Source organism: Providencia rettgeri (assembly GCF_001874625.1).
In the GTDB taxonomy this organism is placed as follows: Bacteria; Pseudomonadota; Gammaproteobacteria; order Enterobacterales; family Enterobacteriaceae; genus Providencia; species Providencia huashanensis.
The window spans coordinates 3,842,866-3,865,468 of the sequence record NZ_CP017671.1 but is presented as its reverse complement, the minus strand read 5'-3'; the positions used below and the strand labels follow the sequence as shown (position 1 = coordinate 3,865,468).

The following is a 22,603-nucleotide window of genomic DNA, read 5'->3' as shown; positions in this document are numbered from 1 at the left end:
CGTTAATCAATAAACAGTATAGACAGAGAAATTAGGCTATTGTTTTTTGCATTTTATCTTAATGAACTAACTAAGCGCTACGCGAACTCCAAAAGCAATTAAAATAACTCCCAGCACTTTATCAACATATTTTTGCACTTTCGCTAACCCTTTTCTAACTGGGGCACTTTGAATTAAAAAGACTAAAATTGGCCAATAAATAACGGCGAGCCCCCAAATAATAAAAGCAAACCATAGTTTTTCGCCAACAGTTGAATTGATGTCCAATACTTGAGTAAACACAGCAAGGAAGAAAAGGGTTGCTTTCGGGTTCAGGACATTACAGAGAAAGCCTTGCATAAAGGCTTTTTTGAACGAGACAATCTCATGTTTACGAGTATTTAAATCAACTAAATGACTTGAATGTGGCAGTAGGCTTTTAATACCAATCCAAATTAAGTACGCTGCACCTGCATACTTTAAAATGTTAAATAACCAAGGGGTGGTGGTAATGAGCACTGCAAGGCCTGCGACACAGTAAGTCATATGTAATGCAATTGCAGCAATAACACCAAAGGCTGTCATGAGAGCCGCTGAACGTTGGTATCGTGCGGCATTTTTAACAATTAAAAAGAAGTCAGGACCTGGCGATAGCATCCCTAGGGTTGCTATGGTGGCAATCATAATACTGGTTTCGTACATGGGATATTCTCTTTTCTATAGCCCCTTACTAACCCAATTTTTAGAATTTGCAATACCTTGCTAAATACCCGTAAATTGAGGCAGGATGAGGTATCTCTTTTGTTTTTAAATGTTATTTTTAGTCCTAAATTTATCAATTCGAGTATAAGTGATTCAAACCTGTTTAAGGAAGCTTAAATTTAGTCGACGAAGCAATTCTCTTTCCGTATAGTGTGCTCAATTTTTATATTAGTTTCTAAGGTGAGTAGATGAATATTAGCTTAATCGCAGCAATGGCGATCGATCAGGTTATCGGCATGGAAAAAGCGATGCCTTGGAATTTGCCCGGTGATCTTGCGTGGTTCAAACGAAATACGTTAAATAGGCCTGTTATTATGGGGCGTGTCACCTATGAATCAATCGGGCGTCCATTACCACAACGCGTCAACATCGTATTAACTAGCCAGCCAGGGGCAGACTCTAACGTTGTTTGGGTGACCTCTATGGAAGAAGCGCTAGCTGCTGCACAAACGGTAGAGAATGTTGAGGAAATCATGGTGATTGGTGGCGGTAAGGTTTACCAGCAGTTTTTACCTCTAGCGAATAAATTATACCTGACTCATGTTGATGCAGAAGTCATTGGGGATACTCATTTCCCAGTTTATGAGCCAGATGAATGGGATTCGATTTTTACCGAATATCACGAAGCGGATGAAAACAATACGCACGGCTATTGTTTTGAGATACTAACCAAAAGAGTTTAAATTTTCATTTCACAAAAATGGCGCTTAATGCGCCATTTTGTTTTTAATAGAGCCAAAACTATTCTTTACGGCTTTTTTGGTGTGATTTTTGGCGATAAAATTGTTTTGTTTCCCAGTGGTATAAGGTTAGGTCACCACCCCAGCAGCAGCCAGTATCTAAAGCATAAACGTTATCTGGTGTACATTTCCCTTCAAGGGATGCCCAATGGCCAAAGAACACCGAATAATCCTCAGGAATTTGACTTGGTAAATCAAACCAAGGTTTTAATGGTGCGGGCGCTTTTTTAGGGTTTTCTTTGCAAATCATATCAAGCTGCCCATTCGGGAAGCAGTAGCGTAAACGTGTGAGAGCATTGGTACTAAAACGTAAGCGTGCTAACCCCATTAAACTACTCGACCAATTATTTGGCATATCGCCATACATTGAATCGATAAATAGCGGGTAAGCATCACTGGAAAGGACGGCTTCGACTTCCCTAGCGCACATCCGTGCGGTTTCAATATCCCACTGTGGCGTTATACCTGCATGCGTCATCACTATTTTTCTTTCTTCATCAATTTGCAATAAAGGTTGACGACGTAGCCAATTGATTAGTTCGTCTAGATCAGGGGCATGCAATAATTCATCAAGGTGATCTTTAGGTTTATTACGACTGATTTTACAGTAGATCCCGAGAAGATGGAGATCATGGTTACCGAGAACCAAACGCACCGCGGGACCTAAACTTTTAACATAACGTAAAACTTGCAGTGACCCAGAACCTCGGGCAACCAAGTCACCAGTAAGCCATAATGTGTCTTGGTTTGGATCAAAATTGACCCTGTCCATTAGTTCACGAAGTTCACGATAGCAACCGTGGATATCACCTACTAAATATGTCGACATAATTAATTAATCAATGTTGGAATTGCAAGACGAAAAGCGGGGATATCAACGTGAAAATGGTCCCCTTGAGTGCTTAGCATCACGTAATAACCTTCCATCGTTCCCATTGGTGTTTCAAGAATTGCACCACTGGTGTAACGATATTCTTTTCCAGGAGGAATGACGGGTTGTTCACCCACCACGCCTTCACCTTGAACTTCAGTTTTATGGCCATCACTGTTAGTAATGAGCCAATAGCGGCTCATTAATTGGATGGGTTCTCGCCCTAAATTGCGAATACAGATGGTATAAGCGAACACATACCTTGCAATATCGGGTTGAGATTGGCTTTCGATGTAGACACTCTGAACTTGGATGCTTACATTTGGTTCATTAAGCATAGTGCCTCCTTCAACAGACTATTCTGACCGGTTAGAAAGATAGTTTGCCATTTTGCAATATTGTTCAACAGAAATATTTTCTGCACGGGTACCTAAGTCAACACCCAAATTGGTTAACTCTTCAACACTAAATAAATCCCCTAAGCTATTGCGGATCGTTTTACGGCGTTGGTTAAAAGCTTGGGTAGTAATACGACTTAAGAATTTAATATCTTTTACTGGATAAGGGTTTTCACGATGAGGGATTAACCTCACAATCGCAGAATCTACTTTTGGTGCTGGAGTAAATGCTGTTGGCGGCACTTCGAGTACTGGAACCACATGGCAATAATATTGCGCCATGACACTTAAACGACCATAAGCCTTACTCCCAGGGCCTGCTACCAGCCGATTAACCACTTCTTTTTGCAGCATGAAATTCATATCTGCAATCGAGTTAGTAAATGTAAATAGGTGGAACATCAATGGGGTAGAAATATTGTAGGGTAAGTTACCAAATACCCGCAGGGGTTGACCTGCTTGTTTTGCTAGCTCGCCGAAATCCACAGTCATCGCATCTTGCTGAATGATAGTGAGTTTATCTTTTAGTTGCGGATGGACGTGTAACCGTGCCGCGAGATCACGGTCGAGTTCAACGACGGTCATTTTGTCGATTCGGCTACCAACCGGTTCTGTTAAGGCACCTAAGCCAGGGCCAATTTCGACAATGGATTGGCCCGGTTTCGGGTTCATTGCATCTACGATGCTGTCAATAATAAACTGGTCAGTTAAAAAGTTCTGCCCGAAACGTTTGCGGGCAAAGTGCCCCTGATGGACTCGATTATTCATGTATTTTTAGATGTCATTTGGATAGCTAACTTTAATGCGGTGATAAAACTCCCCGCATCAGCATGACCCGTCCCCGCGAGTTCAAGCGCAGTGCCATGATCGACAGAGGTACGGATAAAAGGCAGACCGAGGGTAATATTCACCGCTCTGCCGAAACCTTGGTATTTTAACACAGGAAGACCCTGATCATGATACATTGCTAAAACTGCATCTGCGTGATCTAAATACTTAGGTTGGAAAAGGGTATCCGCGGGTAATGGCCCAACGAGATGAACCCCCTCTACACGTAAGCTTTCAAGTGCGGGTTCGATGGTGTCAATTTCTTCGGTACCCATATGGCCACCTTCACCTGCATGTGGGTTTAAGCCACAAACATAGATTGTAGGTTTTTCAATACCGAATTTTGTTTGTAAATCATGATGTAAGATGGTGATCACTTCACGTAGACTTTGTTGCGTGATGGCACCTGAAACATCTTTAAGTGGTAGGTGTGTGGTGGCTAAGGCAACACGAAGCTCTTCGGTTGCTAGCATCATAACGACCCGCTCACAACCACTACGTTCTGCAAAAAACTCGGTGTGACCACTAAAGGGAACACCGGCATCATTAATAATGCCCTTATGCACTGGCCCCGTTACAATCGCTGAAAATTCACCCTTTAAACAGCCATCACAGGCTTGTGCTAATGTGTCAACCACATAACTACCATTTGCCACATTGAGTACGCCTGCTTTCGCCGGGGTATTTAAATCAACGGGTATAATGGATAGATGACCTGGAGTATGGGCTTTTACTGCCTTACTTGATTCATATTCGGTCAGAGTGAGTGGTAAGTTTAACGTTTTAGCGCGTTCAAGAAGTAAGTTTGGATCAGCGCATGCAACTAACTCAACAGGCCATGCCTGCTGAGCGAGTTGGATTAGCAAATCTGGACCAACCCCGGCAGGTTCACCGGGGGTGATAACAATAGGCTTAATTAGATTTTTCATCATTAGATTGGTTGTCACGACCATCGATGACTTTTACGTAAGCAGAAGCCCGCTGCTCTTGCATCCAGCTTTGCGCTTCTTCATTAAATTTACGGTTAAACAGTAGGCGGTACGCTTGGTCTTTTTGTGCCGCATCTGTTTTATCTACCTTACGTGTATCTTCTAATTGAATTAAGTGCCAGCCAAAACTTGAAGGAACAGGTTGGCTTAATTCACCTTTGTTTAATTTCATCAGAGCATCACGGAATGCTGGGTCATAGATATCCGGCATGTTCCAACCCAATTCACCGCCTTTTAAGGCGCTACCTGGGTCTTCTGAATTCTCTTTTGCCGCATCTTCAAATGTGATTGCGCCAGAACGGATATCTTGGGCTATTTTCACTAGTTTCTGTCTAGCTTGAGTATCATCCATAATTGGAGATGATTTAATCAAAATATGGCGTGCTTTTACTTCTGTTACAGAAATCGGTTGGCTACCACCACTGACATCATTTACGCGCAAAATATGGAAACCAACACCAGAGCGAATTGGGCCGACAATATTGCCTTTTTTCGCATTTTTTAATTGTTCAGCAAAGACAACTGGCAATTCTTGTAAACGTGACCAACCCATATTGCCGCCTTTCAGCGCTTGCGGGTCTGCTGAGTAGGCAATCGCTAATTTACCAAAATCCCCACCTTTTTTCAGTTCAGTTAAGATTTTGTCTACTAAGGCTTCCGCTGTTTTTAATTGCTCTTGAGTTGGGTTTTCGGATAATGGGATTAAGATATGGCTGAGATTAACCCCCATTTCGTAGTTTGCTTGTGAGCTCATTTGTTCAGCAAGAGAATCAACTTCTTGCGGTAAAATTGTCACACGGCGGCGTACTTCATTATTACGCACTTCAGCGATCAGCATCTCTTTACGAATTTCACTGCGATATTGAGCCATATTGATGCCATCAGCAGTTAAACGCTTTTGCATTTGCTCCAGAGTTAAACCGTTCTGGCGAGCAATATCAGCGATGGTCGCATTCACGGCTTCTTCTGGAATGTTTATCTGCATCTGGTTAGCCATCTGCAAGATGATGTTATCCATAACTAGACGCTCAAGGATCTGATGACGCAGGGTTTGATCATCAGGCACCTGTTGGCGTGCGTTCTGAGCGTTCACTTTTACCGTATTGATCATATTCTGGACGTCACTTTCCAGCACAACTCCGTTGTTGACGACCGCAGCTACTTTATCCATTTGCTGCGGCGCAGCCAAGGCAGCAGAGCTTGCGAACATCAGTCCCAGAATAAGCGTTCTCCAATTCTTCATAATGGTCCTATAATATTGACTTTGATTCCGCAAAATGCGGGCTAATACGTGTTTACTCGCCATACTTCGAGTTGCAGTGTTGTTGACTGCACCTCGAAGTATTTAGAGTAAATGCATCTCAAATTATTCAGAATAAACGATGCTATTTGTTATCAGAAAGCACGTTGATAAGGCATAATACCTCGGCTCAACATTTCCTGACTACCTAAACTATGATTGTTATTTAGGCCTCTAAGTTCCACATTGATTGACCATTTATTATCATATTCGCTGCTGAACTTTTCTTTTTGCCAACCGACAATCTTACGTTCATAGCCAAGGTTGACTGCCCAACAACAGGTATTATATTGCAACCCAACCAGTTGGCTCGCGGATTGTTTTTGTTTTGTATCATAATAATATGAGCCGACAAAACCCCAGCGATCATTCAATGGCCAACTAACAACCGTACCTACCTGTGAAATACCTTGTTGATATTCAGGTAATTCTTGATTTTTACCTAACTGGTCTAAATCACGGAAGGTTGCTTGAATATAATCGCGGTCAACAAAACGGTAGTTCAACTGAACTAATCTATCTGCATCTAAACGATATTCTGCAACAGCGTTCCCCATAGTGACATTGCCTAGACGACGGTCATACTGTAAACCACCGCGCATTCCCCAATTATCATTGATGCGCCACATGGTATCAGTGGCCCATAATAAGGAACCGGTATTACTTTTATCATCAATTGGGCGGTTAGAGTCACCCGCACGAGGGCGTTCGAAATAATAAATTTGCCCAACGGAGAAATTAAAGCGCTCAGCTAAACTATCATCATAGAGGCGAGTTGTAACACCCGTAGTGAGCTGATTTGCTGAGGCTATACGGTCAAGACCACTGTATATTCTGTCACGGAACAAACCGCTGTAATCCGATTGTAATAATGAGGAATCGAAGTTATTGATATTGTCCTGATCTTTATACGGAATATACAGGTACTGTACGCGTGGCTCTAATGTTTGTATAAAATCGCTTCCTTGGTAGAGGTCGCGCTCAAAAACGACTTTTGCGTCACTTTTGAACATTGGGAGAACACGGCTTACATTTTTCTCTAAATTTTTATCAGTATTAGAGCGGGGTATGTCTTGGTCGTAATGGGTAGCATACAATTTAATGCTATTGTTCATATTTGCCCAGCCATTTGATAATGGCAGGTTCACCTCAGGTTCGAAGTGTAAACGTGTTGCATCAGGGTTGTTTTTACCCACACTAGTAAAACGAGCCGCTTGCGCATAGGTATGAAAATCGAAAGCGCCTAAATTATTTTTATAATAATTAAAGTCAACTTGCGGCTCCGCTTTATATGCGCGTTTGTTTGGGTTATCAGCAAAGATCTGGAACTGCTTATGGGTAACTTTAGCATTCCAGTTAGTATCTGAATAACCGGCACTGAATTTTTGGGTGGCATAACCATCAGTGGTACTACCGTATTGGGAACTAAAATCTGTAAAGTAGCTTGGGTCGCTTACTTTGGTATAGTCTGAGCTAAAATTCCAATGCCCTGCATAGGTACCTGAATGGCGCCAGTAGAATAACCAGCGGTCATCGCTGTCACGCTTTTCACGTTTACCACGTTCTTTATCTTTACTGTAGGCTCTGTCATGCTTCAGAAAGTCAAATGCAACGGTACCTGTTCCTGGTGTTATTAGATAACGGAATTCATTATTTAACTTAACACCACGGTGTGTCATAAACTGTGGGGTGATAGTTGCATCGTAGTTCGGTGCAATATTCCAATAATAAGGTAAAGAAAACTCTAAACCGTCATTAGTTGAATAGCTACCTGTTGGAATTAAGAAACCGGAACGACGCTTGTTACCAATAGGCAACTGCATATATGGGCTATAAAAAATTGGCACATCACCAACTTTAAAGCGCGCATGCCAAATTTCAGCGACTTCTTCTTCTCGGTCGATAATTACTTCTGAACCAGCAACGCTCCAGCTATTATTGCCGGGTAAGCAGGTGGTGAAAGTCCCATTTTCCATAATGGAATAACGGTTTTCATCACGCATCTTCATTTTTGTTGCGTCACCACGTCCCTGACGGCCTACCATCATGTAGTTACCATCATTTACATCGGTATTTTTGTTATCTAAATTCGACCATGCTGAAGGGCCTTTTAAGATAATTTGCGGATCATCGTAATGAACATTACCGGTTGCGGTCACTTCACGTACAGGAGGCTCACCCGCCGTTTCTGTTTGGGTGAGTTTGACGTTATCAGCGGTTAATGTCTGGTTCCCTTGTTGAATATCGACATTACCGTCATATTCAACAAAATTAGGGTATTCGCCACGGACATCTTCAGCAGTTATGTGAATAGGCAGGTTGTTGGGGTCACCCTTTACAATAGGTTTTGTATATACAGGGACACCCAGCATACACTGCTGTGCAAGGTCAGCATGTGCTTGCTGACTATAAATTGCCGCCCATACCATGGTGGCAAGTAGTGTTGGATAGCTTTTTTTCATCATTAAATATGCGGTTCCGTCATAATTGGCACAGCCAGCAAACGCTCAAAGACTAACTTAGCCAACCACTTTGCGCCAGTATAATGTAAAAAACTTTACGCGCGGGTAGTTATGCATAGAGCAGAATGAATAGTATGATAATGCAAAATTGCATTCTGAGCATTGAAGAATTGAGGGATATATGCACTATTGGGGTAAAATTATTGGCGTTGTACTCGCAATCGTCTCTGGATTGGGCTTTTGGGGGGCGCTAGTAGGGCTAATTATTGGGCACGGTTTTGATAAAGCATCGATACAACGTAAGTTCGCTGGGGCGATGAACAAACGTGATCGGCAAATCATTTTCTTTGCGAGTACCTTCCAAATTTTAGGTCATTTAACGAAGTCGAAAGGCCGTGTAACTGAGACAGATATTCAGCTTGCATCAAATTTGATGGATAGAATGCAATTGCATGGAGAGACCCGAAAAGCTGCCCAACAGGCATTTAGAGAAGGTAAATCTCCTGACTTCCCATTACGTGATGTATTAAAGCAATTACGTATGGCCTGCTATGGTCGTTTTGACTTAATTCAGATGTTTCTGGAAATTCAATTACAAGCCGCTTTTGCGGATGGGCAGTTGCATCCGAATGAAAGAAAAGTGTTGTTTATTATCGCGGAAGAGTTAGGGATTTCAAAAGCCCAATTTGAGCAGTTCTTAGATATGATTCAAAGTGGTCGCCAATTTGGCCAAGGGTACTCTCAGCAGCAATCTGGGGGCTATTATCAACAATCTAATGGCCCAACCTTAGAAGATGCCTGTAAAGTGCTTGGTGTGTCTCCTAGCGATGACCCTACAAAAATTAAACGTGCTTACCGTAAATTAATGAGTGAACATCACCCAGATAAGCTGGTGGCGAAAGGTTTACCCCCTGAAATGATGGAAATTGCTAAACAAAAAGCCCAATCAATTCAAGCGGCTTATGACCTAGTCAAGAAGGAGCTGGGCTTCAAATAAATTTCCCTGTCATATTTCGCGCCGCAGCGTTGTTGGCTGCGCTCGCGCACCCTAGTCACATACTACTGTATGCTCCTAGGGATTTGCTCTCTTGCCGCCTAGCTGCAACACGAACTATTTAAGGGAAATCAGGTTAACGAAGAAAAACCAAAAAACCTCGTTTTGTTGTCTTCATCCATGAACCCCTAGTTACGTAGTTATCTACGCTCTAGGGATTTCTCTCTTGCCGCCTAGCTGCAACACGAACTATTTAGAGGAAGTCAGGTTAACGAAGAAAAGCCAAAAAACCTCGCTTTGTTGTCTTCATCCATGAACCCCTAGTTACGTAGTTATCTACGCTCTAGGGATTTGCTCTCTTGCCGCCTAGCTGTAACATGAACTATTTAGGGTATGGCAGAGGGGGGATTAATCAAACGATCAAATAAATTTAGCGTTAAAAATCGGGTTGGCAGGTAAAATGCATTGGTGTGCCATATTCAGGATGAGTGATATATAACTCCTGAGCATGTAACTGTAAGCGTGGTGCTAGGGATTTTGCCTCATTGTGAGCATAGAAGCGATCACCAAGGATAGGGTGCCCTAAAGCCAACATATGTACCCGTAATTGATGGGAGCGGCCTGTAATTGGTGAAAGCTTAACGCGAGTTGCTTGCTCTTCATATTGCAAAACTTGGTATTGCGTTTGAGCTGATTTCCCCGTTTCAAAACACACCTTTTGCTTAGGGCGGTTTGGCCAATCACAAATTAGTGGTAAATCAATTAAGCCTTCTTCTTTTTCTAAATGGCCCCATACTCGAGCAATATAGACTTTTTTCGGCTCCCGTTCCCTAAATTGGCGTTTAAGCTCCCGTTCTGCGGCTTTATGCAGGGCAACAACCATTACGCCACTCGTCGCCATATCCAGACGGTGGACAGATTCTGCCGTAGGAAAATCACGCTGAATACGACTCATAATGCTGTCATGGTGCTCTGGCGCTTTTCCCGGCACAGAGAGTAGCCCGCTTGGCTTATTCACCACAATAATGTGGTCATCTTGGTATAACACAAATAGCCAAGGTTCAATGGCGGGATGATAGGGTTCCATCATAAAATATGTAGCTCCCAAAGCTCTTAAAAAATTCTCCCTCAGATGAGGGAGAAGTCAGTCATGATTTTAAATTAGGTTAGCTATAATTCAAACCGTTAATAATAATCGATATGAATGGGCTGCCGTGTATACATCTTACTGATGCGTCACCACAACTAAGCGAATAGCATCTAAACGCCATGTTGCTTGGTCAATATTAGTGATCAGTTGTTGGCGCTCTTCCTCGATAATATCCAGTTCTTCATCACGAATATTAGGGTTAACCGCTTTAAGGGCTTCTAAACGAGAAAACTCCAACGTTAGTGCTTTGTCGGCGGCTTCTTTAGCGCTCTCTATCAAGGCTTTGGCTTCTGTTTCCACCATAGGTTCAGATAAACGCAGTACAGAATGCACTTCATTTTGCACCGCATTGACCAATTTGCTCGCCATATGGCGGTTAATCGCATTTAATTGACGGTTAAAACTTTCAAACTCAACTTGAGACGATAAGTTATTGCCTTTTAGGTCAATTAATAAACGCACAGGCGTAGCGGGTAAGAAACGGCTAATTTGCAGGTGCTTAGGCGCTTGAGCTTCCACAACGTAAATTAACTCTGTCAGCAAAGTACCTACGGGGAGAGCTTTATTTTTTAATAAAGAAACCGCGCAGCTACCTGTATCGCTGGATAACACTAAATCCAAGCCGTTACGGATAATTGGGTGCTCCCAACTGATAAATTGCGTATCTTCGCGTGAAAGTGCCTGTTCCCTATCAAAAGTAATGGTACAGCCATCTTGAGGAAGGCCAGGGAAATCAGGGACTAACATATGGTCAGAAGGCGTCAGAATAATTAAGTTATCACTCTTATCTTCTTGGTTAATTCCAACGATATCAAATAAGTTTAGTGAGAAATTGACTAATTCAGTGTCATTATCACCTTCACCAATTTCTTGAGCCAATTGGTTACCAGACTCCCCGCCGTTAGAATGCATTTCCAGTAAACGGTCGCGCCCTTGTTCCAATTGTAATTTTAAGCTGTCATGTTCTTCACGACAGGTTTTGATAAACTCATCGAAACCGTCGGTTACCGTTGGGTCGGCCATAAATTGTAATAATGGCTGATAGTACTTATCGTAAATTGCTCGACCCGTTGGGCAGGTATGCTCAAAGGCATCTAAACCCTCGTGATACCAGCGCAGTAGAACGGATTGTGCCGTATTTTCTAAATACGGGACGTTGATGGTGATATCACGGTTTTGGCCAATCCTATCTAAGCGGCCGATACGCTGTTCTAAGAGGTCCGGGTTGAAGGGTAAATCAAACATCACTAATTGGTTTGCAAATTGGAAATTGCGGCCTTCAGAACCAATTTCAGAGCAGAGTAACACTTGTGCGCCTTCTTCTTCGGAAGCAAAGTAAGCTGCTGCACGGTCGCGCTCTAATAGTGATAACCCTTCATGGAATACGGCTGCACGGATACCTTCGCGTTCGCGTAAGACTTGTTCTAATTGAAGTGCGGTTGCAGCTTTCGCGCAGATTACTAATACTTTTTCATGGCGGTTAGCGGTTAAAAAGCCCATCAACCATTCAACGCGTGGATCGAAGTTCCACCAAGTTGCATTTTCACCTTCAAATTCTTGGTAGATTTGCTCTGGATAAAGCATTTCTTTGGCGCGTGTTTCGGTGTCTTTTTTTGCTCCCATAATACCTGCAACTTTAATCGCTGTTTGGTATTGGGTTGGCAATGGCATTTTTAAAGAATGCAATTCGCGGCGAGGAAAGCCTTTTACTCCGTTACGCGTATTGCGAAATAGCAGCCGGCTAGTCCCATGACGGTCCATTAACATGTTAATTAGCTCTTGGCGCGCAGCCGTACCATCTTCACTCTCAACATTTGCCGCTTTTAATAGCGGTTCGATGTCTTGCTCTTTAATTAATTCATTGAGCAAGTTTTGCTGGTCGTTTGTCAGTTTTTCACCAGAGAGCAGTAATGAAACGGCATCGGCAACAGGGCGATAATTTTCTTGTTCTGCAATAAATTCTTGATAGTCATGGAAACGGCTAGGGTCCAGCAAACGTAAACGCGCAAAGTGGCTTTCTTGGCCTAGTTGTTCAGGTGTGGCGGTAAGTAGCAGAATAGAAGGAACATTTTCAGCTAATGTTTCAATAACCTGATATTCACGACTAGGGGCTGATTCACTCCACTGTAAGTGGTGTGCTTCATCAACAACCATCATATCCCAGCCAGCTTCAACGAGTTGGTCAAAGCGTTGCTTACTGCGACGCACGAAATCGAGTGAACAAAGCACCAGTTGTTCAGTTTCAAATGGGTTATCACTATCGTGTTGTGCTTCGCTATAACGGCTATCATCAAATAAAGAAAAACGTAGGTTAAAGCGGCGTAGCATTTCGACTAACCATTGGTGCTGTAAGCTATCTGGTACAATAATTAATACACGCTCAGCACGCCCAGCGATTAATTGCTGGTGGATAATCATCCCTGCTTCGATGGTTTTTCCTAAGCCAACTTCATCGGCTAATAACACACGAGGGTGGTGGCGTTTACCCACTTCATTTGCGATATGTAATTGGTGTGGGATCAAACTGGCTCGAATGCCACGTAACCCTGTCGCTTGGTGCTTAACTTGCTCACTTTGGAATTTACGCGCACGATAACGCAAGGCAAAGCGATCCATACGGTCAATTTGGCCAGCGAATAAGCGGTCTTGCGGTTTATTAAACGTGAGCTTACTGTCAAGAAACACTTCCCTAAGACTTACATCTTTTTCTTGTGTATCTAAGCGAGTGCCGATGTAAGTTAATAATCCCTTGTCTTCTTCAATGCTTTCAACTTGAAGCTGCCAGCCTTCATGGCTAGTTATGGTATCACCTTCATTAAACATTACTCGGGTAATAGGGGCATCGCTGCGTGAGTAGAGGCGGTTTTCTCCACTTGCAGGGAAAAGTAACGTGACCATACGGGCATCAATCGCCACAACGGCACCTAATCCAAGTTCGCTTTCTGTATCGCTGATCCAGCGTTGACCAAGAGTAAATGGCATAGATTTAATTTAATTCCATAAAATTGAGAGTTTATTTTTAGATTTTTTAAGACAATTTTTATCGGTATCTTCGCTCATTATTGGTATAACCCGTTATGAGTCACACAAGGAAGAGTTCGAGTTATTTTTAAAAAAAGTCAGTACCTGATGATTAATTATACACATTTAATAATTCAAATTGCAGCAATGTGAGTGAATAGACCCATATCGTTAAGTGGAAAGGCTGTTGTGGGTTTATCACAAGGCATACCATTTGAATTATAACGAGTATCGTTGATTATCGCGCATTATTTGTGCAGTCAGATGTGCGATACATCAAAGGGGCGATATATTAATTCAACCAGAGCTTATCGTCACCTGTTAAAAAAACACCAAAGCGATATTAAATTTTAAAACAAAAGTGTAATTTGCCCAGTGAGTAAGGCATCAAAGTCATCTTGTAAGAAGGGGAGAATGGCATCAGCTATCGGCTTAATTTGTTTCAAAATATAGTGTTCGTAATCTGGCTTTGCAGTGATTTTTTCAAGGGGTTCTGGCCCTGCTTGGGTAATGATATAGCTGATCCAGCCACCATTTTGGTACTGTAAAGGGCGTTGCAATTTTAAATTATAGTCATCCGCAGCGCGGGCTGCTCGAACATGGGGGGGCACATTTTTTTGGTAATCGGTTAGTTTGCGCCGTAGGCGTTTACGGTAAATTAACCGCTCGTCATACTTCCCTGTTCGAATGTTTTTTATATATTCGCGAATATACTCATGGTATGGCTGACGATGGAAAATGAGGGTGTACAGCTCTTTTTGGAATATCTGGGCTAATGGCGTCCAGTCAGAGCGGATAGTTTCCAGCCCCCTAAATACCATAGTGTCTTTACTCAACCCCGCATAGCGTTTTTTACTGCCCATTTCCGCACCACGTACAGTTGGCATTAAGAATCGGCGATAGTGGGTTTCATATTCCAGTTCTAAAACACCATTTAATTGCAACTCATCCCTTAAATGGTTTTTCCACCAGTTATTCACGTAATCACGTAAGGCAAACCCTATTTTTTGCGCTTGTTCTTCATTGTGAGCCTCACGTAGCCAGACAAATGTGGAGTCGGTATCACCATAAATAACTTGATAACCTTGGGACTCAATCAGGCGTTTTGTGGTACGCATAATTTCATGCCCACGCATGGTAATCGACGCTGTTAGCCTTGGGTCGAAGAAACGGCAACCTTCTGCGCCCAATACCCCAGCAAAGGCATTCATAATAATTTTAAGCGCTTGAGATAACGGAGCGTTATGTTCTTGTTTGGCTTTATCGCGTTCTTGCCAAATATGGCTAACAATATCAGGCAAACAATGTGTTTTACGGGAAAACCATGCTTGGCGGAAACCCGGAACCGAATGTTGTGGGTCTGGGTGTGCTAACCCTTCGATCATCCCTGCGGGGTCAATTAAAAAAGTCCTAATAATTGAAGGGTATAGGCTTTTAAAATCCAAAACTAATACGGAGTCATATAACCCAGGTTGAGAATCCATGACAAAGCCCCCGGGGTTTAGCTGGGATTTTTGTTCCATCAAATTTGGAGCAACAAAACCAAGGCGGTGTAAACGTGGAATATACAGGTGAGAGAATGCAGCCACTGAACCGCCCATTTTATCCACGGCAAGGCCTGTTACAGTTGAGCGTTCTTGCAAGAATGCCATTAAATCTGTTTTTGCAAAGATGCGATGCACTAAAATGCAGTCTTGAATATTGTAGTGAGCCAAAGCGGGTTTATCATGGGCGAAGCGGCGGTTAATTTCATCCATTCTGTCGTATGGAGTATCAATCGCTTTACCTTCACCAAGCAATTCTTGGGCAACAAATTCTAAGCTAAATGACGAAAAGCTCCAAGTGGCTGCTTTTAAGGCATCAATGCCATCAATAATTAACCGGCCTTCAGCGGAAGCGAAAAATACCCCTTGTTTAAAACCATGTTCCCGCCATTCGAGTTTTTTACCTTGCCGGCCAAGTAATAGTGGAATGCCATAACGCTCAGCATGTTTTTGTAAAACTTGTAGGTCGAATTGGATTAAGTTCCAGCCGATAATGGCATCAGGGTCGTATTGTTTCAGCCATTCATTAAGTTTCTCAATTAATTGAGGCCGGCTATTCACATAGACTAGGCGGTGATCCCCCCCTCGCGCTGGCCCTTGAACTGGGCCTAACATAAATACGACGTTGTCATTGCACCCTGATAAGCCGATTGAATATAGCTCGCCATGTTGGCTCGTTTCTATATCAAGAGATACTGCTTTGATAGCGGGACGATAACCTTCACAGGGTTTAAGTTGATACTCACCTTGTTGAGTCTGAGAAAACCAGACTGGCGCAGTAATAAAGCGCTCCATTAAGTAGCGTTCACAAGGGCGAATGTCTGTTTCTAATAATTCGACGCCTAATTCACTGCAATTTTTGCTGAGATTTTGTAATTGGCGGTATTGATGACAATAAATGGCATACACTTTTTCCCGTTGAAAATCGGCCAATTCAACCCGCCGATAGGTGACATTAGGTTGGCTATCTAGCAAAGGCTTTACAATAGAAAGTTTAGATTCGGGTAAAAAACCAATCGCTTTTTGATAAGGAATAGTAATTTTTTGAGGGCGTGTGTCGGTAAGCAACCAATAAGTGACCTCGACACCTTGACGGGTGTCTCGCCAGTGGCGGCTAAGAATAAAGCCTTTTTCTGCGGAGGTCATAAGTTGAGACATTTAGCTACTCGCGTGACAAAATATCCTATAAATATACGCGAATAGTGTGAATTTATACAGTATTAATTGTGAGTTCGTGTCGAGATGTTAAGTAAGGTTGAGGCAGGACTTTTACCCTGCAATAACTGTTGAGTCGTACCATCGTAGGCAATCACACCATCAGCAATGACCAATGAGCGTGGTGCTATTTGTAGCGCATCATCAATATTATGTGAAACCATTAATAAGGTGATTGATTTTTCTTCACAAACTGATTTAAGTAACAAGAGCATTTCACTGCGTAGGGCAGGGTCTAAAGCAGAAAAGGGCTCATCAAGCAGTAAGATTGGTTGATTACGGATAAGGCAACGGGCAAGGGCAGCACGCTGACGCTGCCCTCCGGAAAGCTGTGCTGGTAATCTATCTAAACAATCGCGCAGGCTAACATGATCAGCCATCAGCTCTACTTGTTGCATTTGTGCTTGAGTAAGCCGCAAGCTAGGGTGTAGCCCCAAACCAATATTTTGCCTAACGGTTAAATGTGCAAATAAATTATTTTCTTGAAATAACATGGAAACAGGGCGTTTTGCAGGGGGGGTAAAGGTATGGTTTTCGCCATTTAATTCAATTGCCCCAGTTTTAGCAAATTGAAACCCACTGATTAAACTTAATAACGTACTTTTCCCTGCACCACTGGGCCCCATAATAGCGACGCATTCCCCTGATTTTACTGAAAAATCAAATAACATAGTTAGGTTATCGTATTGGTAGTTCAGTTGGGTCAGTTTAATCATAATGTTTTCCTGAAATGCGTTCTAGCAAGCTAAATAAGCAAAAACAGAGCAGTAATAGTAACATCGCAGTGACTGCACCATCATTTGTTCGATAAGCACCAATTTGTTGATACAGGTAATAAGGCAGGGTAAGGAAGTTTTCATTACCAAATAAGGCGACAACACCGAAATCACCGATGGAAATAACACAAGCGAATGCGAGAGCTTGTGCAATAGGTTTGCGTAATGCTTTTAATTCAATGATTTTAAAGCGGTTGATGCCTGAAATACCCAATGACTGGCATAAAGGATTATAACGTTCTGCCATATCCCGCATAGGGTTTTCGAGAACCTTTAATGCGTAAGGAATAGCGAGTAAGGCATTTGTCATAATAACTAAAGGGTAGGGTGTTTCTGGTAACCCAATCGTTTCATTGAAAAAAATGAAGAAGCCTGTTGCTAATACGATCCCTGGCATAGCCAGAATAATTAGCCCACTCAGTTCGATAGCTTGACCAAGGCGTAAGGCTTGACGTAAACGCAATTCACGGCTGCTCCATAGCAGCATTAAGGTCAATATAACGCAAACAAAGCCGGCACATAGTGCGATGAATAAGGAAGTGCTGGTGGCTTGCCAAAGCGCTGATTGTTGTAAAACAGACCAAAGTTGCCCATTTAAGCCATCTAAAATAACGGCTAAAAGCGGGGGGAGTAGCAATAACATGGCCGCAATGATAAACAATGCATCACGAATACGGCGAAACCAATTATCTGTTGGGTCAACCCATTGAGCTTGTTGACTAAAACCAACTGAAAATAAACCATTAATTTTTTGGCAAATAAACATCAGGCCGACACAGAAAAAAAGCTGGATAAGCGCTAAAATAGCGGCTCTTCCTAAGTCAAAATCGTAGTTGAGTGCTTGGTAAATCGCGAGTTCAATGGTTGTGGCAGCGGGGCCACCGCCGAGGGCAAGAACTGTAGCAAAACTGGCAAAGCACAACATAAAAATTAAGGCTGCAGTAGGCAGAATTTGCCGACGCAAATAAGGCCATTCTAAAATCGTAAATTGCTGCCATTCATTAAACCTAAGTTGTGCAGCAATTTGCCGCTGCTCAATAGCTATATTTTCTAATGATTGTAATAGCATACGAGTAGCTAGGGGCATATTAAAGAATATGTGAGCCAACAGGATGCCTTTTAAGCCATAAGGGGAGAATTGGTAGTTGATACCGAATAATTGGGCTAATTTTCCTAACCAACCAGTTTGCCCATAGACCGATAAAATACCAAATACTGCAACTAAAACTGGTAATACTAAAGTCATCGCACACAAACGTAGGAATAAAGTTCTTCCTACAAAGCGGCGGCGATAAAGGGCTCTAGCCAAAAAAATAGCAGGGGTTACCGAAAGAACGGCAGATAAAAAAGCCTGCCAGAAGGTGAAGCCAATCACATGCCATAAATAGCTATCGCTAATAATTTCATTAATCGATACTTCAGGCGCGAAAAACCAAAGTGCACCAAGACTAAGAAGTGCAACAGTGATTAATAAGCCGGAGGCGAGTACCCCCGGCAGTAAGGACCGATTCATTAACGACTGACGGCGGCTTGCCATAAACGAGTCCATGTCTGACGTTGTTTGGCAACTTCTTGCGAACTAAATTGCAGCGCCTTATTAGGGAGTGGTAATTGGTTATACACTTCAGGTAATGGGGTATCAATAACCGGATACATCCAGTTTGTGGTTGGTAATGTATCTTGGAATTCAGGTGTTAAAATAAACTGTAAGAATTGCTTAGCTAGTTCAGGTTGAGGGCTGTTTTTAAGCCTTGCTGCCACCTCAACTTGCATATAGTGGCCTTCGCTAAATAATGCCGCTGCATAATTGTCTTTTTTATCATTTAGCATTTGATAACCGGGAGATGAAGTATAACTTAGGACAAAGTCACCTTCCCCTTTTAAAAACAAACCGTAAGCTTCACTCCAGCCTTTAGTGACCGTTAACGTTTTAGCCGCCATTTTTTGCCATGCATCGGCAGATTTATCACCATATAATTTTTCTATCCATAGCATTAACCCAAGCCCTGGCGTACTGGTTCGTGGGTCTTGGTAAATAATTTTCCAATTATTATCGCTAGTTAGCAGATCATCCATACTGGTTGGTGGTTGTTTTATTTTATTTGTGTCGTATATGAATGCGAAATAGCCATAATCATAAGGAATAAAGGTTGAGCTATCCCATTCAATAGGCAGTTTTAAGGCGTTGGTATTGATGTCAGCGGGTGCGAATAAACCTGTTTTTTCCGCAGAATCTAACAAGTTGTTATCTAAGCCTAAAATGACGTCAGCTTTACTTTTTTTGCCTTCCATTCTTAGGCGATTGAGTAAAGCAACACCATCACCCAATGCGACTATTTTTAAATCACAGTCACACTGTGCTTCAAAATTCTTCTTAATCTGTGGGCCCGGCCCCCACTGCGCAGCAAAGGAATCATAGGTATAGACAGTGAGTGTAGGTTTTTCGGCCCAAGCGAGTTGGCTAAAACTAAGTGCACTAAGCGTAAAAACTGATGCTATAATTTTGTTTTTTAACATGCTTTTTCCTGCGCTAAAAAGATAGTGACACAGGATTTGAGGGGAAACCGATGCATATCGGTAGCTCAAATCCCTACGCCGGTATTAACCGGATCAGGTTCTACGGGTTATTTCTCAGCCTAAACATATTTGGCACCCCGTTGAGACGTTCACTATTGTAGAGACTTCAGACATATCTGCAAACTGTATTGATATAGGTTTACCAGTTTGGGTATGTGTGAAACAATTAGGCATCTTTCAAATTTGGTTATTGAGGTAGTCTGTGATTGATGATGATGGCTACCGCCCGAATGTAGGAATTGTAATTTGTAATCGGCAAGGGCAAGTTCTATGGGCCCGCCGCTATGGTCAGCATTCCTGGCAGTTTCCTCAAGGAGGCATCAATCCAGGGGAATCGCCAGAACAGGCGATGTATCGTGAGTTATACGAAGAAGTCGGGCTACAGCGTAAAGATGTCAGGTTATTGGCATCTACCCGTAATTGGTTACGTTACAAATTACCCAAGCGTTTGGTGCGTTGGGATACAAAACCTGTTTGTATCGGGCAGAAACAGCGTTGGTTTTTACTTCAACTTCAATGCAATGATGCAGATATAAACGTGCAGCGCAGTAAATCGCCAGAATTTGATGGCTGGCGATGGGTCAGTTATTGGTATCCTGTCAGGCAGGTAGTTTCTTTCAAGCGGGAAGTTTATCGCCGTGTGATGAAAGAGTTTGCGCCAGTTGTTATGCCTCTACAGGAACAAAAATTACCGCAACGGCCTGTTTTTAATAATCGTAGGCGTGGGGCAAAGTAGCCGATGTTGATGCGTTTACGTGACATTGTCGAAAAAGTTGCTATGGCAACTAGTTTGGCAGATGCACTAGAAATATTGGTGAATGAAACTTGCAAAGCGATGCGGACGGATGTTTGTTCAATTTACTTAGCTGATCACCCTCGCCAATGTTATTACTTAATGGCAACCCGCGGGTTAAAAAAACCTAGCGGGATTGCTATACGCCTTGGTTTTGATGAAGGCGTGGTTGGCGCTGTCGGGCGTCAATCTGAAATGCTCAATTTGGCTGATATCCGTGAGCACCCCCAATATAAATTCCTTCCTCAACTCAAAGAAGAACAGCTCAAAGCTTTTTTAGGTGTACCTGTGGTCTATCGGCGTCAGCTATTAGGCGTTCTTGTCGTGCAACAGAGAGAGAAAAGGCTATTTAACGAAACTGAAGAATCTTTCATGGTGACGTTGTCGATGCAACTCGCGGTGATCCTATCGCAAGCTCAAACAAAAGGTGTTTTTGGGCAATATCGACAAAATAGAATTAAAGCCATACCCGTCTCACAGGGGATTTCAATGGCTTATGGTTGGCAAGATAACTCTCAGCCATCTTTTGAAAGTATCAGTCAAGCTAGTGCTATTGATATTGAAGGGGAAAAACAGCGCCTTATTACTGCCTTAGAAAGTGCAACTGCGGAATGCCGTCGTATTAGTAAACGTTTTATGGCTAGCTCTGCAAAAGAAAGCGCTGCAATATTTGATCTTTATAATCACTTGTTAAGTGATCCTCAACTTAAAAAACATCTCTTTGCAGCTATTGAAGATAAAGCAACCGCAGAATGGGCCGTAAAAACAGTCATTGAAAATTATGTCGAGCAATTTTCTCGCTTACGTGATCTGTACTTAAGAGAGCGAGGCGCAGACCTGAAAGCGTTAGGCCAGCGTTTATTATTCCACCTTGATGACTCATTAACACTGAACGAACAGTGGCCAGAACGTTTTATTTTAGTTGCGGATGAACTCAGTGCTAGCGTACTTGCTGAATTACCGATTGAGCAACTAATGGGTGTAATAGTGCGTGATGGGGCAACACACTCACACTCTGCTATTTTGATCCGCGCAATGGGGATACCTGCGATTATGGGGGCAGATATTGAGCCTTCGTTATTGCACAATCGCCATTTAATTTTAGATGGTTATCGTGGTGAAGTCTTCATTGAGCCGGAAAACCTGATTATTCAGGAATATCAGCAAATCATTGAGGAAGAAAATGTTATTAGCCGATTGGCGGAAGGCACCCTTGAGCAAGATGCAATACTGAAAGATGGTGAACAGGTCTGTATTTATCTCAATGCAGGTTTAAGCCCCCGTTATGAGCAACAAATTAATACTGGTGTTGATGGTATTGGCTTATATCGTACTGAACTTCCTTTTATGCTACATAATGGGTTTCCTTCAGAAGATGAACAAAAACAGCTGTATAAGGAAGTACTACAACTGTTTCCCTCAAAGCCTGTGGTACTAAGAACTTTGGATATTGGTGCAGATAAACAGTTACCTTATATGCCAATTAGTGAAGAGAACCCGAGCTTAGGTTGGCGAGGGATCCGGATCATGCTAGACCAGCCAGAAATATTTTTGATCCAATTAAGGGCGATGCTGCGAGCTAACGCGCTTTCAGGCAATTTGCGTATTTTATTGCCGATGGTAACCAGTATAAATGAAATTGATGAAGCTATTGTCTTGATCAAAAGAGCAAAAGAAGAAGTGAGCCTGTTGCTAGGAACACCTATCAATATGCCGCAAATAGGGGTAATGCTGGAAGTTCCCTCCCTATTATTTTTACTACCAGAAATAAAAAAGCGGGTTGATTTTATTTCGATTGGTACCAATGACTTTACACAATATTTACTTGCTGTTGACCGCAACAACACACATGTGGCGGCACTATATGATAATCTTCATCCCGCGGTCGTGCGTTTTTTAGCGAAAGTGAGTGAAGAATGTCAACGTATTCAGCTGCCTGTAAGTGTTTGCGGTGAAATGGCGGGGCAGCCACTTAGTGCCATGATATTGATTGCGCTGGGGTATCGTTCTTTAAGTATGAGCGGGCGTAGCGTTCCTCGTATGAAATACTTAATCCGTCAGCTAGACCCAGCCTTGATGTCTGAGCTAGTGCCAAAACTATTGGCCGCAGAAACCTGTGATAGCATCAGACAGGAGGCAAGTGAGTTTATGGAGAAACATCGTTTAGGTGGCTTTGTACGTGGTGGAATTTAATTCAGTCATCA

Annotated in this window: 17 protein-coding genes and 1 riboswitch; of the genes, 4 read left to right on the top strand and 13 right to left on the bottom strand. The window is 42.5% G+C overall.

Features of this window, described 5'->3' with window-relative positions; translation table 11 throughout:
• Positions 1–66: 66 nt before the first annotated feature.
• Entirely contained in the window at positions 67–681 is a 615-nt protein-coding gene (locus RB151_RS17870; RefSeq protein WP_042846017.1) for a LysE family translocator, read from the bottom strand.
• Between the two features lie 248 nt (positions 682–929).
• Here RB151_RS17870 and folA point away from each other — a divergent pair, with 248 nt between their 5' ends.
• Positions 930–1,424 (top strand): type 3 dihydrofolate reductase, encoded by a 495-nt coding sequence (gene folA, locus RB151_RS17865; protein WP_071548577.1) that lies wholly within the window; start codon positions 930–932, stop codon positions 1,422–1,424.
• 58 nt (positions 1,425–1,482) lie between these two features.
• Here folA and apaH read toward each other — a convergent pair whose 3' ends face one another.
• The 6 genes from apaH to lptD form a co-directional block, all read right to left on the bottom strand.
• A complete protein-coding gene (apaH, locus tag RB151_RS17860) occupies positions 1,483–2,310 on the bottom strand; it encodes a bis(5'-nucleosyl)-tetraphosphatase (symmetrical) ApaH (RefSeq protein WP_042846014.1) in 828 nt (275 codons plus the stop codon).
• A 2-nt stretch (positions 2,311–2,312) separates the two neighbouring features.
• Positions 2,313–2,690: a Co2+/Mg2+ efflux protein ApaG gene (gene apaG, locus RB151_RS17855; RefSeq protein ID WP_042846012.1), complete on the bottom strand. Its 378-nt coding sequence runs from the start codon at positions 2,688–2,690 to the stop codon at positions 2,313–2,315.
• Between the two features lie 18 nt (positions 2,691–2,708).
• Positions 2,709–3,518 carry a 16S rRNA (adenine(1518)-N(6)/adenine(1519)-N(6))-dimethyltransferase RsmA gene (rsmA, locus tag RB151_RS17850; RefSeq protein WP_042846010.1) on the bottom strand — a complete coding sequence of 270 codons (810 nt, stop codon included), beginning with the start codon at positions 3,516–3,518 and terminating at the stop codon, positions 2,709–2,711.
• Positions 3,515–4,510: a 4-hydroxythreonine-4-phosphate dehydrogenase PdxA gene (gene pdxA, locus RB151_RS17845; RefSeq protein ID WP_042846008.1), complete on the bottom strand. Its 996-nt coding sequence runs from the start codon at positions 4,508–4,510 to the stop codon at positions 3,515–3,517. Before pdxA ends, rsmA begins: the two co-directional genes overlap by 4 nt.
• Positions 4,491–5,810, bottom strand: coding sequence for a peptidylprolyl isomerase SurA (gene surA / locus RB151_RS17840; protein WP_042846006.1), 1,320 nt, complete (start codon positions 5,808–5,810; stop codon positions 4,491–4,493). Before surA ends, pdxA begins: the two co-directional genes overlap by 20 nt.
• Positions 5,811–5,962: 152 nt before the next feature.
• A complete protein-coding gene (lptD, locus tag RB151_RS17835) occupies positions 5,963–8,329 on the bottom strand; it encodes an LPS assembly protein LptD (protein WP_071548874.1) in 2,367 nt (788 codons plus the stop codon).
• Between the two features lie 181 nt (positions 8,330–8,510).
• Here lptD and djlA point away from each other — a divergent pair, with 181 nt between their 5' ends.
• A complete protein-coding gene (gene djlA, locus RB151_RS17830; protein WP_042846004.1) occupies positions 8,511–9,326 on the top strand; it encodes a co-chaperone DjlA in 816 nt (271 codons plus the stop codon).
• Positions 9,327–9,759: 433 nt separating this feature from the next.
• On the opposite strand, the gene rluA is transcribed toward djlA, so the two are convergent.
• The 6 genes from rluA to thiB all read right to left on the bottom strand — a co-directional run bounded on the left by rluA (position 9,760) and on the right by thiB (position 19,546).
• Entirely contained in the window at positions 9,760–10,413 is a 654-nt protein-coding gene (rluA, locus tag RB151_RS17825; protein ID WP_071548575.1) for a bifunctional tRNA pseudouridine(32) synthase/23S rRNA pseudouridine(746) synthase RluA, read from the bottom strand.
• A 135-nt stretch (positions 10,414–10,548) separates the two neighbouring features.
• Positions 10,549–13,455: an RNA polymerase-associated protein RapA gene (rapA, locus tag RB151_RS17820; protein ID WP_042846001.1), complete on the bottom strand. Its 2,907-nt coding sequence runs from the start codon at positions 13,453–13,455 to the stop codon at positions 10,549–10,551.
• A gap of 389 nt (positions 13,456–13,844) precedes the next feature.
• The gene (locus tag RB151_RS17815; RefSeq protein WP_071548574.1) at positions 13,845–16,196 is read right to left on the bottom strand and encodes a DNA polymerase II; all 2,352 of its coding nucleotides are present in this window, start codon (positions 16,194–16,196) and stop codon (positions 13,845–13,847) included.
• 62 nt (positions 16,197–16,258) lie between these two features.
• Positions 16,259–16,969, bottom strand: a complete 711-nt coding sequence (thiQ, locus tag RB151_RS17810) for a thiamine ABC transporter ATP-binding protein ThiQ (protein WP_042845998.1) — start codon at positions 16,967–16,969, stop codon at positions 16,259–16,261.
• Positions 16,962–18,566 (bottom strand): thiamine/thiamine pyrophosphate ABC transporter permease ThiP, encoded by a 1,605-nt coding sequence (thiP, locus tag RB151_RS17805; protein ID WP_042845996.1) that lies wholly within the window; start codon positions 18,564–18,566, stop codon positions 16,962–16,964. Before thiP ends, thiQ begins: the two co-directional genes overlap by 8 nt.
• Positions 18,542–19,546, bottom strand: a complete 1,005-nt coding sequence (thiB, locus tag RB151_RS17800) for a thiamine ABC transporter substrate binding subunit (protein WP_048606295.1) — start codon at positions 19,544–19,546, stop codon at positions 18,542–18,544. The genes thiP and thiB overlap by 25 nt, the downstream gene beginning before the upstream one ends.
• A 52-nt stretch (positions 19,547–19,598) precedes the next feature.
• Positions 19,599–19,696, bottom strand: a riboswitch (TPP riboswitch).
• Between the two features lie 112 nt (positions 19,697–19,808).
• Here thiB and rppH point away from each other — a divergent pair.
• On the top strand, positions 19,809–20,342 hold the full coding sequence (gene rppH / locus RB151_RS17795; RefSeq protein ID WP_042845994.1) for an RNA pyrophosphohydrolase: 534 nt from the start codon (positions 19,809–19,811) through the stop codon (positions 20,340–20,342).
• 3 nt (positions 20,343–20,345) lie between these two features.
• Positions 20,346–22,592, top strand: coding sequence for a phosphoenolpyruvate--protein phosphotransferase (gene ptsP / locus RB151_RS17790; RefSeq protein ID WP_042845992.1), 2,247 nt, complete (start codon positions 20,346–20,348; stop codon positions 22,590–22,592).
• Positions 22,593–22,603: the final 11 nt, after the last annotated feature.